Source organism: Halomonas sp. HG01 (assembly GCF_000968715.2).
Taxonomy (GTDB): Bacteria; Pseudomonadota; Gammaproteobacteria; order Pseudomonadales; family Halomonadaceae; genus Halomonas; species Halomonas halophila.
On sequence record NZ_CP022134.1, the window covers coordinates 2,025,678 to 2,039,515 of the forward strand.

The 13,838-nt window shown below is 69.8% G+C and carries 8 protein-coding genes and 1 pseudogene; 7 read left to right on the plus strand and 2 right to left on the minus strand.

The features are described from left to right. Window positions 1–362: 362 nt before the first annotated feature. From UN84_RS09615 to UN84_RS17415, 7 genes and pseudogenes are all read left to right on the plus strand, one after another. Window positions 363–2,324, plus strand: a complete 1,962-nt coding sequence (locus UN84_RS09615; RefSeq protein WP_082090807.1) for a sigma-54-dependent Fis family transcriptional regulator — start codon at window positions 363–365, stop codon at window positions 2,322–2,324. Between the two features lie 304 nt (window positions 2,325–2,628). After that, complete coding sequence (locus UN84_RS09620) at window positions 2,629–3,798, plus strand: isovaleryl-CoA dehydrogenase (protein WP_046077994.1); 1,170 nt, start codon at window positions 2,629–2,631, stop codon at window positions 3,796–3,798. A 102-nt stretch (window positions 3,799–3,900) separates the two neighbouring features. After that, window positions 3,901–5,508, plus strand: a complete 1,608-nt coding sequence (locus UN84_RS09625) for a carboxyl transferase domain-containing protein (RefSeq protein WP_046077993.1) — start codon at window positions 3,901–3,903, stop codon at window positions 5,506–5,508. Window positions 5,509–5,661: 153 nt separating this feature from the next. Then, window positions 5,662–6,486: an enoyl-CoA hydratase-related protein gene (locus UN84_RS09630; RefSeq protein WP_046077992.1), complete on the plus strand. Its 825-nt coding sequence runs from the start codon at window positions 5,662–5,664 to the stop codon at window positions 6,484–6,486. After that, a complete protein-coding gene (locus UN84_RS09635; RefSeq protein WP_046077991.1) occupies window positions 6,483–8,546 on the plus strand; it encodes an acetyl-CoA carboxylase biotin carboxylase subunit in 2,064 nt (687 codons plus the stop codon). The genes UN84_RS09630 and UN84_RS09635 overlap by 4 nt, the downstream gene beginning before the upstream one ends. 3 nt (window positions 8,547–8,549) lie before the next feature. After that, complete coding sequence (locus UN84_RS09640) at window positions 8,550–9,449, plus strand: hydroxymethylglutaryl-CoA lyase (protein WP_046077990.1); 900 nt, start codon at window positions 8,550–8,552, stop codon at window positions 9,447–9,449. A gap of 25 nt (window positions 9,450–9,474) precedes the next feature. Continuing rightward, window positions 9,475–9,573, plus strand: a pseudogene (locus UN84_RS17415) (hydroxymethylglutaryl-CoA lyase); the annotation flags it as partial. A 126-nt stretch (window positions 9,574–9,699) separates the two neighbouring features. Here UN84_RS17415 and UN84_RS09650 read toward each other — a convergent pair. Then, entirely contained in the window at window positions 9,700–12,183 is a 2,484-nt protein-coding gene (locus UN84_RS09650; RefSeq protein ID WP_046077989.1) for a YbcC family protein, read from the minus strand. Next, window positions 12,180–13,760 carry an NADH-quinone oxidoreductase subunit L gene (locus tag UN84_RS09655; RefSeq protein ID WP_046077988.1) on the minus strand — a complete coding sequence of 527 codons (1,581 nt, stop codon included), beginning with the start codon at window positions 13,758–13,760 and terminating at the stop codon, window positions 12,180–12,182. Before UN84_RS09655 ends, UN84_RS09650 begins: the two co-directional genes overlap by 4 nt. Window positions 13,761–13,838: the final 78 nt, after the last annotated feature.

Here is a 13,838-nt window from a genome sequence, read left to right on the forward strand (position 1 = left end):
TGATGTGTGATCGTTATCGGGTCACGCCCCCAGTCACTGGCAGCATTCGTGCCAGATCGTCGGGCATCGACAACAAACCACTGATAAAGAAGATAAAACCTCAACCATCACGCGCCGGATCGATAGGCCAGTGCACGGCGCAATGTCACAGCTGTACCCCGTACGCCGTGACAGCCCGCGTTACACCTGTCACCCCCGACCAAGGGCGAAGTCCGTGCCGATTGACGCCCGCGCGCAGCGGCATAGGCTGAACGGAGCGCATCGACACATCACAACAACATCACAAGAGCCGCCATCAGGCGGCCCGAGCGGAGGCAGCCTTGGCTCTGCAACCCGAGAAACGCCAGCACATCCGGACCCTGATGCGGCTGGGCGAAGGCCGCGACGCCTGCCCTGCCGAACACCGCGACGTCATCCGCCGCTCCTGGCAGCGCTGCCTGGGCGAGTATCGGCTCGATCCCTGCCACCCGCGGCCGGTGCGCGTGCTCACCCAGCAGGCGCTGCGCGATCACCAGGAATCGGTCGACGAACTGCTGCACGTGGCCCGCGCCGGGGTCGATCGCCTCTACGGCCAGGTCGCCCGGCTCGGCTACGCGCTGTTGCTCACCGACCAGCGCGGCATCACCGTGGCCTTTCGCGGCCAGTCCGAGCAGGACCGGGCCCTGCGCCGCGCCGGGCTCTACCTGGGCGCCGACTGGAACGAACGCCACGCCGGCACCTGCGCGGTGGGCACCTGCCTGCATGACGGCCAGGCCATCACCTGCCACCAGGGCGAGCACTTCGACGCCACCCACATCGACCTGACCTGCACGGCGGCGCCGATCACCGATCCCCAGGGGCGGGTGATGGCGGTGCTGGACATCTCCGCGCTGCAGTCGCCGCGCTCCCACGAGAGCCAGACCTTCGCCCTGTCGCTGGTCAACCTGCACGCGCGGATGATCGAGGACGCCTACTTCCTGCACCGCTACCGGGACAGCCTGATCCTGCGCTTCGACAGCGCCCGGGAATTCGTGCATCTCAACGGCCGCGGGCTGATCGCCATCGAGGAGGACGGCAGCCTGATCGCCGCCAATCACGAAGGCCGCGCCCTGATCGACGCCCACCTGCGCCGCTGGCCGCCCTGGTCGGCGGCCTGCCTGCCCGGCGCCACCCAGCTGTTCGACGCCGAGCTCGGCGACCTCTTGGGCATTCCGGCCGCGGGCGAGGACCAGATCCGCGCGTTTCGCGCCCGGGCCAACGACGCGACCTGCTTCGTTACCCTGCTCGAGCCGCGCGGCCGCCCGCGGAAGGCCACCACCACGGCGGCCCCGCGCGATGCCTCGGTGCCGGCGCTGGATCGACTCGCCGGCGATGACCCGGCGATGCACCGCCTGCTCAAGCTGGCCCGGCGGCTGCGGAACGAGACCGTGAGCGTGCTGATTCACGGCGAGACGGGCACCGGCAAGGAGGTGCTGGCCCGCGCCCTGCACGACAGCGGCCCACGGGCCCAGGCCCCCTTCGTGGCGGTGAACTGCGCGGCCATTCCCGAAGCGCTGATCGAGAGCGAGCTGTTCGGCTATCTGCCCGGCGCCTTCACCGGCGGGCGGCCCAAGGGCATGCGCGGGCTGATCCAGCAGGCCGACGGCGGCACCCTGTTCCTCGACGAGATCGGCGACATGCCGCTGACGCTGCAGACCCGCCTGCTGCGCGTGCTGGCCGAGCGCGAGGTGATGCCGCTGGGCGCCGAGACGCCGGTGAAGGTCGACATCCGCGTGGTCACCGCCACCCACCGCGACGTGACCGAGCTGATCCGAGCCGGCGACTTCCGCGAGGACCTCTACTACCGCCTCAACGGCGCCGAGCTGCACCTGCCCGCGCTGCGCGAACGCGCCGACCGGCACTACGTGATCCGCCGCGTCCACGACGAGCTCCAGGCCGAACGCGGCCAGTCGCATCACCTGCGCGCCGACGCCATGAGCGCGCTGCTGGCCCACGACTGGCCGGGCAATATCCGCCAGCTCAGAAACGCGCTGGCCTTCGCCATGGCCACCGCGGAAGGCGACGAGATCACCCTTCACGACCTGCCCGAGACCTGCCACGGCGCCGCCGGGCCCACCACCCTCACGGCACCGGCGTCGCTTGGCTCGGCACCCGGTTCGGCCTCTCCTTCAACGTCGGCCGGCGCCCCACCCTCGGCAGACGGCCAGGCGCTGCTCGAGCTGCTCAGGCGCTCGGCCTGGAACATCAGCCAGGTCGCCCGCCAGCTCGGCGTCTCACGCCCCACCGTCTACCGCCGCATGCGTCGCCACGGCCTGGTGGCGCCGAATCACCAGCCCGTCTCGTAAGGCACCAGGGCGACGGCGGCCGCCCTGCTTCTGCCGCCTCCTGCTTGCGCGCCCCTCTCACTCTTCACTCTCACGCTGATCTCTTCCTGATGCCGTCCGGCTTCTATGCTCAAGACACGGCTCTTCACGATCACGGCTCTTCACGATCACGGCTCTTCACTATCGCAATCCTGCACGATCACGACCTTGGTCTAGGCCTCAAAGACTGCACTTTACGTTAACGTCAACCAACCCTAGGCTGGACCACAACAGCCGAGCACTCGAACGCTCCCGGACCGACCAACAACGAACGGAGATCGCCGCCATGCACGCCCCCTACACGCCCCTCGACTTCGGCCTCGACGACGAGCTCAACATGCTGCGCGATCACGTCAACGCCTTCGCCCGCGACGAGATCGCCCCGCGCGCCGCCGAGATCGACGCGAACAACGCATTTCCCGCCGACCTGTGGCGGAAGTTCGGCGACATGGGCCTGCTCGGCATCACCGTGCCCGAGGAGGACGGCGGCGCCGGCATGGGCTATCTCGCCCACTGCATCGCCATGGAGGAGATTTCCCGCGCCAGCGCCTCGGTGGGGCTCTCCTTTGGCGCCCACTCCAACCTGTGCGTGAACCAGCTCAAGCTCAACGGCAATGCCGAGCAGAAGGCGAAGTACCTGCCGAAGCTGATCAGCGGCGAGCACGTGGGGGCGCTGGCCATGTCCGAGCCGGGCGCCGGCTCCGACGTGGTCTCCATGAAGCTGCGCGCCCGCCAGGAGGGCGACCGCTTCATCCTCGACGGCAACAAGATGTGGATCACCAACGGCCCCGACGCCGACGTGCTGGTGGTCTACGCCAAGACCGATCCCGACGCCGGCTCCAAGGGCATCACCGCCTTCATCATCGAGAAGGACATGCCCGGCTTCTCCACCGCCCAGAAGCTCGACAAGCTCGGCATGCGCGGCTCCAACACCTGCGAGCTGGTGTTCCAGGGCTGCGAGGTGCCGGCCGAGAACGTGCTCGGCGAGGTCAACAAGGGCGCGCGGGTGCTGATGAGCGGGCTCGACTTCGAGCGCACCGTGCTGGCCGCCGGCCCCATCGGCATCATGCAGGCCGCCATGGACGTGGTGGTGCCCTATATCCACGAGCGCAAGCAGTTCGACCAGGCCATCGGCGAGTTCCAGCTGGTGCAGGGCAAGGTGGCCGACATGCTCACCACCCTGAACGCCTGCCGCGCCTACCTCTACGCCGTGGCCGGCGCCTGCGACCGCGGCCACACCTCGCGCAAGGACGCCGCCGGCGTGATCCTCTACTGCGCCGAGAAGGCCACCCAGGTGGCGCTGGACGCCATCCAGCTGCTCGGCGGCAACGGCTACATCAACGAATACCCCACCGGGCGGCTGCTGCGCGACGCCAAGCTCTACGAGATCGGTGCCGGCACCAGCGAGATTCGCCGCATGTTGATCGGCCGCGAAGTCTTCAACGAGTCAAAATAAGCCAGAAGCGGGAAGCTTGAAGCTGGAAGGACTGCCACTTCTCTCTCGGGGTTTCTTCCAGCTTCCGGCTTCGAGCTTTCCGCTTTTATCCCGGAGGGATAAATGAGCGTTCTTACGACCCAGATCAATCCGCGCAGCGAGGGCTTCCAGGCCAACGACGCGGCGATGCGCGCCGAGGTCGGCAAGCTGCGCGAGCTGACCGCCGCCATCGCCCAGGGCGGCGGCGAGAAAGCGCGAAAGCGCCACGAGTCGCGCGGCAAGCTGTTCGTGCGCGATCGCATCGACCACCTGCTCGACGAGGGCTCGCCGTTCCTCGAGCTCTCGGCGCTGGCCGCTCACGAGGTCTACGACGACCCGGTCCCCGCCGCTGGCGTGGTCACCGGCATCGGCCGCGTCTCGGGCGTGGAGTGCGTGATCGTCGCCAACGACGCCACGGTCAAGGGCGGCACCTACTTCCCGCTGTCGGTGAAGAAGCACCTGCGCGCCCAGGAGGTCGCCCGCAAGCACCGCCTGCCGTGTCTCTACCTGGTGGACTCCGGCGGCGCCTTCCTGCCGCGCCAGGACGAGGTGTTCCCCGACCGCGACCACTTCGGCCGCATCTTCTACAACCAGGCCACGCTGTCCGCCGAGGGCATCCCGCAGATCGCCGTGGTGATGGGCTCCTGCACCGCCGGCGGCGCCTATGTGCCGGCCATGGCCGACGAGTCGATCATCGTCCGCGATCAGGGCACCATCTTCCTCGGCGGCCCGCCGCTGGTGAAGGCCGCCACCGGCGAGTCGATCAGCGCCGAGGACCTGGGCGGCGCCGACGTGCACGCCCGCATCAGCGGCGTGGCGGACCACTATGCCGAGAACGACGCCCACGCCCTGCAGCTGGCCCGGCGCTGCGTGGCCCGGCTCAACTGGCAGAAGCGCGGTCAATTGGCCATGCAGGCCTCGAAGCCGCCGCGCCTCAACCCCGAGGAGCTCTACGGCATCGTCGGCACCGACCTGAAGAAGCCCTTCGACGCCCGCGAGGTGATCGCGCGGCTGGTCGACGACTCGGCCTTCGACGAGTTCAAGCGCGACTACGGAGACACCCTGGTCACCGGCTTCGCGCACCTGCACGGCCATCCGGTGGGCATCGTCGCCAACAACGGCGTGCTGTTCTCGGAGAGCGCGCTCAAGGGCGCGCACTTCATCGAGCTCTGCGCCCAGCGCAAGATCCCGCTGATCTTCCTGCAGAACATCACCGGTTTCATGGTCGGCTCGAAGTACGAGCACGAGGGCATCGCCAAGCACGGCGCCAAGCTGGTCACCGCTGTGGCCTGCGCCAGGGTGCCCAAGTTCACCGTGCTGATCGGCGGCAGCTTCGGCGCCGGCAACTACGGCATGTGCGGCCGCGCCTATGAGCCCAACCTGCTGTTCATGTGGCCCAACGCGCGCATCTCGGTGATGGGCGGCGAGCAGGCCGCCGGCGTGCTGGCCCAGGTCAAACGAGAGCAGTTCGAGCGCGACGGCAGCGAGTGGAGCGCCGACGACGAGGCCGCCTTCAAGCAGCCGATCCGCGACCAGTACGAGCACCAGGGCCATCCCACCTACGCCAGCGCCCGGCTGTGGGACGACGGCGTCATCGATCCGGCCCAGACCCGCGACGTGCTGGGTCTGTCGCTGGCCGCCGCCATGAACGCCGAGGTCGAGGAGACCCGGTTCGGCGTGTTCAGGATGTAGGCGCTTCGCGCCGGCGACGAGCCACGGGCGGCGGGCCACGAGCTGTCCCGAAGCCCGAAGCCCGAAGCCCGAAGCCCGAAGCCCGAAGCCCGAAGCCCGAAGCCCGAAGCCCGAAGCCCGAAGCCCGAAGCCCGAAGCAAGCAGGGTACCGATATGACGACACAGACATATTCAAGACTCGAGATCGACGACCGCGGCGTGGCCCGGCTGACGCTCGACCGCCCCGAGGTCCACAACGCCTTCGACGATCACCTGATCGGCGAGCTCAACGACCACCTGCGCCGCGCCGGCGAGCTCGCCCACCGCGGCGAGGTGCGCCTGCTGGTGCTGGCCTCGAAAGGCAAGAACTTCTCCGCCGGCGCCGATCTGCACTGGATGAAGCGCATGGCCGACTACGACTTCGAGGACAACCTGGTCGACGCCCGCGAGCTCTCGGCGCTGATGCACGGCCTCGACACCCTGCCCTGCCCGACCGTGTGCCGCGTGCAGGGCGCGGCCTTCGGCGGCGCCGTCGGCCTGGCCGCCTGCTGCGACATCGTCGTCGCCTCCGAGAAGGCCCGCTTCTGCCTCTCCGAGGTCCGGATCGGCCTGTCGCCGGCGGTGATCAGCCCCTACGTGCAACGTGCGCTCGGCGAGCGGCAGCTGCGCCGCTACGCCCTGACCGCCGAGGTCATCGACGCGACCACCGCCCAGAAGCTCGACCTGGCCCACTGCGTGGTCGAGCCCGACGCCCTGGACGCCGCCGTCGATGCCATGATCGACACCCTGCTGGCCACCTCGCCCCAGGCCAGCCGCGCCACCAAGGCGCTGCTGGCCGAGGTCGCCCGCGACCCCGACAGTAACGCCACCCGCGACCACACCTGCCGCATCATCAGCGAGCTGCGGGTGAGCCACGAGGGCCAGGAAGGGCTCTCGAGCTTCTTCGACAAACGCCGCCCCGCCTGGGCCCCGGATTCCGACACGGAGCGCCATTCATGAGCCCCACGCCCCCTTCCGCCCCGCGCTTCGACACCCTGCTGGTCGCCAACCGCGGCGAGATCGCCTGCCGCGTGATGCGCACCGCGCGGCGCATGGGGCTGCGCACGGTGGCGGTCTACTCCGACGCTGACGCCAACGCCCGCCACGTGCGCGAGGCCGACGAGGCCGTGCGCCTGGGCCCGGCCGCCGCCCGCGAGAGCTACCTGAACGTGGAGGCGGTGATCGAGGCCGCGCGGCGCACCGGCGCCGGCGCCATCCACCCCGGCTACGGCTTCCTCTCCGAGAACGGCGCCTTCGTCGAGGCGCTGGAGGCCGCCGGCATCGTCTTCGTCGGCCCGCCTGCCCCGGCCATCGCCGCCATGGGCGACAAGTCCGCCGCCAAGGCACGCATGCAGGACGCCGGCGTGCCGCTGGTGCCCGGCTACCACGGCGAGGGCCAGGACGACGCCCTGCTACGCGAGGAGGCCGGGCGCATCGGCTATCCGGTGCTGCTCAAGGCCAGCGCCGGCGGCGGCGGCAAGGGCATGCGCGTGGTCGAGAACGACGGCGAATTCCAGGCCGCCCTGGACGGCTGCCGCCGCGAGTCGAAGGCCGCCTTCGGCGACGACCGCATGCTGATCGAGAAGTACCTGGTGCAGCCGCGCCACGTGGAGGTCCAGGTGTTCTGCGACAGTCACGGCAACGGGGTCTACCTGTTCGAGCGCGACTGCAGCGTGCAGCGCCGCCACCAGAAGGTGCTCGAGGAGGCGCCCGCCCCGGGCATGACCGAGGCGCTGCGCCGCGAGATGGGCGAGGCCGCCGTGCGCGCCGCCCGCGAGATCGGCTACTTGGGCGCCGGGACGGTGGAGTTCCTCCTTGATGTAGACGGGTCGTTCTACTTCATGGAGATGAACACCCGCCTGCAGGTGGAACACCCGGTCACCGAGATGATCACCGGCCAGGACCTGGTCGAGTGGCAGCTGCGCGTGGCCATGGGCGAGCGGCTGCCGCTGGCCCAGGACGAGCTGACCATCACCGGCCACAGCTTCGAGGCGCGCCTCTATGCCGAGGACCCGGCACAGGACTTCCTGCCCGCCACCGGCACCTTGGGCCGCTTCACCCTGGACCTCGCCGGCGCCGGCCTCGAGGCCGACAAGGTGCGGCTCGATAGCGGCGTGGAGAGCGGCGATGCCGTGTCGATGCACTACGACCCCATGCTCGCCAAGCTGATCGTCCACGGCGACGACCGCGCCCAGGCGCTGGCCACCCTCAACCGCGCGCTGGCGGCGCTGGACGTGCGCGGCGTGGTCACCAACCGCGCCTTCCTCCAGCGGCTGGCCGGCCATCCGGCCTTCCGCGCCGCCGAGCTCGACACCCGCTTCATCGAGCGTCACGAGGCCACGCTGTTCGCCGCCCATGAGACCGCGCCGGAGGAATACGCCGCCGCGGCGCTGATCGGCCTGCACCAGCTGGCCCGTGAGTGCGAGAGCGACTCGCCCTGGGACCGCCACGACGGCTTCCGCCTCAACGCGCCCCACACCATCCGCATCGCCCTCTGCGCGCCCGAGCATGCGGCGGACGAGGACGACGCCGAGAGCGTGACGGTGGTCGAGGGCCGGCGCGAGCGAGAATCCGCCCCCTGGCAGCTGAGCCTGAACGGCCAGAAGTTCGAGGCCAGCCTCGAGCCGCTGGAAGGCGACGCCGTGGCGGTGACCATCGACGGCCATCGCCGCCGGCTCCAGGCGCGCCTCGTGGGCGAAGGTGGGGAGCGCAATGTCGTGGTGATGGTCGACCCGATGCGCGAGACCCGCCTTTATTGGCGGCGCATCGACGCCATCGACCACGGCCAGCGCGAGGCCGAGTCCACCCTCACCGCGCCCATGCACGGCACCGTGGTGGCGCTGCTGGCCGAGGCCGGCGCCCGGGTGGAGAAAGGCATGCCGCTGATGGTGATGGAGGCCATGAAAATGGAGCACACCCTGGCCGCCCCCGCCGACGGCCACGTGGAACGCTTCCACTTCGCCGCCGGCGACACCGTCGGCCAGGGCGACGTGCTGCTGGAATTCGCGCCGGAGGAGTAACCCATGACATTCCCCACTCACGTTCGCCTGGTCGAGGTCGGCCCCCGCGACGGGCTGCAGAACGAGCCCGAGGCGATCGACACCGGCACCAAGCTGGCCCTGATCGACCGCCTGGGCGCGGCGGGCCTCACTCACATCGAGGCGGCGAGCTTCGTCTCCCCCAAGTGGGTGCCGCAGATGGCCGACCACCGCGAGGTGATGCACGGCCTGCGCCGCCACGAGGGCGTGACCTACTCCGCCCTCACGCCCAATCTCAAGGGCCTGGAGGCCGCGCTGGAATGCGGTGTCGACGAGGTCGCGGTATTCGGCGCCGCCTCCGAGGCCTTCTCGCGGAAGAACATCAACTGCTCGGTGGCGGAATCGCTCGAGCGCTTCGCCCCGGTGCTGGAGCGCGCCCGCGAAGCCAACGTCCGCGTGCGCGGCTACGTCTCCTGCGTGCTCGGCTGCCCCTACGAGGGCGAGATCGCCCCCGCCAGGGTGGCCGAGGTCGCCAGGGCGCTGCATGAGATGGGCTGCTACGAGGTCTCGCTGGGCGACACCATCGGCACCGGCACCCCGCTCAAGGCCAAACGCATGCTGGAAGCCGTGGCCAGAGACGTGCCGATGGAGCGGCTCGGCGCCCACTTCCATGACACCTACGGCCAGGCGCTGGCCAACCTCTACGCCGTGCTCGAGGAAGGCATCGCGGTGATCGACAGCTCGGTGGCCGGGCTCGGCGGCTGCCCGTATGCGAAGGGCGCTTCCGGCAACGTGGCCAGCGAAGACGTGGTCTACCTGCTCGACGGCCTCGGCATCGCACACGGCGTCGACCTGGAGAAGCTCGCCGCCGCCGGCAGCTGGATCACCCGCGCCATCGGCCGGCCCAATCGCTCGAAGGCCGGCGTGGCATTGAGCAGCCGCTAGGCGGCTGCCCTCTTTCCATAGCCACCAAGGCGCCTCGGGCAACGTGGCCAGCGAGGACGTGGTCTATCTGCTCGACGGCCTCGGCATCGCGCACGGCGTCGACCTGGAGAAGCTCGCCGTCAGCCCCACACCAGAACGCAGAAGCCCCGAACCGGCTGACCGGCTCGGGGCTTTATTCTGGCGCAGGCCTCACCACGGTCCGGCAGCGGGACGCCGAAGAACGCGGGCAGCGCTTTGGCGCGCGAGCCCGCTAGGACTCGCGCCACTCCCCCTTCCGGTATGCCAGGATCTCGCCGCTCCGGTCATCCAGCGAGAACAGGTGGAGCCAGCCGTTATCCACCAGCGACCCGAGCATCGGGTGACGCTCGACGATCGAGGCGATGGCCTCCGGAGGCGCCGCGAGGTAGGCGCTCAGACGCAAAGGCTCGTGGCGCCAGCGCTCGCCGTCGTGCAGCGACTGCAGTGGCAGGCCGATGCGCAGGTCGCCGCCGTTGCCCTCGAAGACGCCGATGTGCCCGCCGACCACGTTGTGCAGTACCTTGTTGCCGCTGCCGAACTTGCGATTGTCGGTGACGGAGGCGTTGTACTGCATGTTGATCCAGTGGGCGACCACCATGGGCGCGGTCATGATCAGCTCCAGCCGCGAGAAGTCGCTATCCGAGCGCCAGTCGTAGTCGTGCAGGAAGCTGCGCCCGCCGAGGTCGAGCGGCGCGGTGAGCCGCCGCGGCGCGGCGATGAAGCTGGCGTTGTTGGCCAGGCCCCACTCCGGGCGCGTCTGCGACCAGTCGGCGCCGCGGCGATCGAGGGTCTCCTCGAGCTCCGGTGCGTCGGCCGACAGGCCGAGCCTCGGAGCACGCTCGCGCCGGGCCTGGGCGCCGGCCCGTTCGAGCCAGGCACGCTCCTCCTCGCTCAGCGCGAAGGCATCCGTCTCCCCTTCCGGCAACTCGATGCGATCGGTGATGGTGTGATGCAGCGCCGGCACGAAGCGGGTCGTCTCCGGGATCACGAGGCCGCCCTCGGCCAGCGTCTCGCGCAGCGCGGGATCGTTGAGCAGCCTTGCCAGGGCTCTCACCGAGACCTCCCCCGACTGCCCGCCGCAGGCCCCGCACTCGAGCCCCGCGGCATGCGGGTTGTTGCTGCTGTGGCTGCCGTGCCCCACCAGCAGCACCCGAGGAGCGAGGTGCTCGGTGAGCCCCATGGCCCCCAGCACGGTCCGCGCGAGCGCCGCCTTGTCGGCCAGGGTCAACGCCTCGCCGCTGTCGCGCCAGTGCCAGCCGAGCGCGTCCATGGCCAGCGGCTCGCGCTTGGCCTTGGCCTCGAGCGAGCGGCGCAGCAGCTTGCCGGCATAGAGCAGGCCGCCCGCTTCCACCGCGGTGAAGCTGGCACTCGCCGTGCGGCTCCATTCCTGCAGGCGCGCCTTCCAGTTCAGCCGCTTCGCCGAACGAGCCTCGCCCTCGCAGGAACCGCTCCTGAGAGTCACCCGGGGCGCCAGCAGACCCGGCAGATGGGGCTGGGCCAGCGCGGTGCCATCCTGCTGGTGTTCCAGGGGCAGGCCGAAGAAGCCGGCGAAGCCCAGGGTCTGGATGGCCGGGCTCTGGCTTTCCAGCGCGCGGCGCAGCGGCTCGGAGCGCACGTCGATGCAGAACACCGCCTGCAGACGAGGCTCGCTCGGCGACGGGGCCGAGGCACGCACCGCCCCGCCCAGGGCACGGTGGAGCGGCTGCTGGTAGGCCAGCTCGCCGGCGAGCTGCCACACCCACAGGGGCCGCTGGGCGCGCCGATGGCGCTCGACCCGCTGCGGCATCTCCACCAGTTCCGCGTGCCAAAGACGGGTCAGGCGGTCGCCCTGATCGGGATGCTCCGCCCGGATGTAACGCCACAGCGCCAGCTCCCACGCCAGGCGCATCGCCAGCAGGCTGCGCATGTCCGAGGCGGGCCCCGCACTCTCTTCCTCCGGCGTGGCCAGCGCCTGCTGCCAGTCCTGGTAGGAGACCCAGGCGGCCCAGCCGTTGATGTCGAGCAGCAGCGCCTGGGCGTAGCTCTCGAGACGTTCGGCGTCCACCTCCAGCTCGGCGACGGCGGCCTGAAAGAGTCCATCCTCGGTGTCCGGCAGGGTCTTGAAGTAGCGCCGCAGCGTCGGCTCGCCCATCAGGATGGCGATGCCGCGATCCTTCAGAGTCATCTCCCGCCAGTGCTGATAGAGCCGCTTGCCGCGGGGCGCCTGCAGACGCTCGGCGTTGAGCGGCCCATCCTCCTGGAAGTAGGCGGCACAGAACTGGCTGATCTGCTGGGTGATCTCGTCACGCCAGGCCATCTTGTGCTGGCGGTCGCGACGGGCATCGATCAGGTCGCTGATGTTGTGCCAGTGGGGCAGCCGGCCGAGTTCCTCGACGACGTCCAGCAGGTTGCGGTAGCCGCCACGGTAGTCGAGCCGCTCGGCCGCTTCCTCCAGGTGTTCCGACGTGATCTCGCCACGTTGCCAGGCACCCAGGTAATGGCTCGGCGGCATCAGGCAGTGGACGTTGCCCAGCGCCGAGAGCCGCGCCGACACGGTCGCGGCGTCCTCACCGCGCTGGGTCCAGTAGGGGCTCACCGCAATCAGCCGATCCAGCGGCCAGCTCGGGGCGATGCGTGCGCAGGCGCGATCCAGCGCCGCGTCCTGTTCGTCGGTCAGCGGCGCGACGTCGTTGGCGTCGGCCGGGCGCGCGATCCGGGGATGTTCGAGACTCGTCATTGGGCACTCCCTCGAAAGGCTGTGTGCAGCTGCTTGGCCCTGATTCGGCCGGGCAGGTCGTGGGGCCAGAGCCTGAGGGTGTTCCGGGTGACCCACTCGTCCAGGTAGAAACCGGCATAGCAGTAGCGGTTGAGCGTCTGCGACGCCGGGTAGTGAAGCCCATGGCGCTTCAGCCAGTAGCCCGCGAAGAGCAGCACGAACAGCACACTCACCCACAGGTCGCCCCAGAGCGAGACGCGGTGGCCGGTCTCGGGCAGGAAGGCGGCGAACAGCGTCTTGAGCCCGACGTAGGCGAGCACCACCAGCGCGGCCAGGCCGACAAAACCGACGACGGAGCCCGCGGTACGCTCGCTGTTGCGCTCGGCCAGCAGCACGGTCAGGGCGAGGGCGAGCAGCACCCAGGGGCTGTTGGCGTCGAAGGCCGCCGCCTCGGTCAGGCGGCGGGCCAGCGCCACCACCGCCGCCACCAGCGACACGCTGATCAGGCCGGCCACCAGCCACTGGCTTGGCGTGGGGCTGCGCCCGGGGGCCTGGCGGCGCAGCAGATCCTGTTCGACCGCCTCGCCCGAACTCAGGAAGGCGTAGGCCTTGTAGCAGGAGTGCGCCAGCAGGTGCAGCATCGCCAGCTCCGTCAGCCCCAGGGCGATCTCGACCAGCATCAGGCCCATCTGGGCACTGGTGGACCAGGCCAGGCGCACCTTGATGCTGACGCGGGTCATCATGACCAGCGCCGCCAGCACGCTGCCGAGGCCGGCCACCGTCAGGACCAGCGCCTGGGCCGGGGCCGACCGCAGCAGCAGCGGCGAGAACAGCAGCAGCAGGTAACCGCCGAGGTTGATCACGCCGCCGTGCAGCGTGGCCGACACCGGCGTGGGCGCCTCGACCACCTGAATCAGCCAGCCGTGCAGCGGCAGCTGGGCGCACTTGATCAGCGCCGCCATCGCGAGCAGGCAGGCCGCCGCCTGTTCGCCCAGGGTCAGGGCGCCGTCGGCCGAGGCATAGTCGCTCACGATGACGCTGATCCGCCCGGTGTCATGGTGCAGGTAGAGCAACAGGAAGGCCGTCATGGCACAGAGCTCGGCGGCGCGGGCGAAGAGGAACTTCTTGTGCGCCGCCAGCGCCGCGCGGGGGCGGTCGGGATAGAACATCAGCAGCTGATGCATCGCCAGGCTGATGCCCAGCCAGGCGAACAGGAACGCGAGGAGATGGTCACTGAGCACCGCCACGCTCACCGCGGCAAACACCGCCTGAACGAGCGCGACGAAGCGCCTCTGGCGCGGCTCGCCCTGCAGGTAGGTGGCGCTGTAGCGCACCACCACGAAGGCGATGAAGTTGGCCAGCAGCAGCATGACCAGCTGCAACATGCCGCTATGCCACCAGCCGGCCACCGCCGGAAGCCCCGATGCCAGCCCCAGCACCAGCAACGATGCCGACAGCAGCAGGCCGCTCGTGGTCGTGATCCGGCCGATGCGCCAGGCACGCCCGCGGGGCCCGCGGGCGCTCGTCACTGCCCCCAGCGCCAGGATGGCCGGCACCAGGGTGAGCAGGAAGGTGAAGAACAGCGCATTTCCGTGCATGGAAGGCCTCCGGTGATCCATGGAGCAAGCAGTATCCGGCGAGCCACTTTTTAATTAAAATAGATATTTATTGATCTA

Bases quoted from the DNA above. Each gene is read 5' to 3' on its own strand.
- UN84_RS09615 (WP_082090807.1), top strand. From the start codon at position 363: ATGCGGCTGGGCGAAGGCCGCGACGCCTGCCCTGCCGAACACCGCGAC.
- UN84_RS09620 (WP_046077994.1), top strand. From the start codon at position 2,629: ATGCACGCCCCCTACACGCCCCTCGACTTCGGCCTCGACGACGAGCTC.
- UN84_RS09625 (WP_046077993.1), top strand. From the start codon at position 3,901: ATGAGCGTTCTTACGACCCAGATCAATCCGCGCAGCGAGGGCTTCCAG.
- UN84_RS09630 (WP_046077992.1), top strand. From the start codon at position 5,662: ATGACGACACAGACATATTCAAGACTCGAGATCGACGACCGCGGCGTG.
- UN84_RS09635 (WP_046077991.1), top strand. From the start codon at position 6,483: ATGAGCCCCACGCCCCCTTCCGCCCCGCGCTTCGACACCCTGCTGGTC.
- UN84_RS09640 (WP_046077990.1), top strand. From the start codon at position 8,550: ATGACATTCCCCACTCACGTTCGCCTGGTCGAGGTCGGCCCCCGCGAC.
- UN84_RS09650 (WP_046077989.1), bottom strand. From the start codon at position 12,183: ATGACGAGTCTCGAACATCCCCGGATCGCGCGCCCGGCCGACGCCAAC.
- UN84_RS09655 (WP_046077988.1), bottom strand. From the start codon at position 13,760: ATGCACGGAAATGCGCTGTTCTTCACCTTCCTGCTCACCCTGGTGCCG.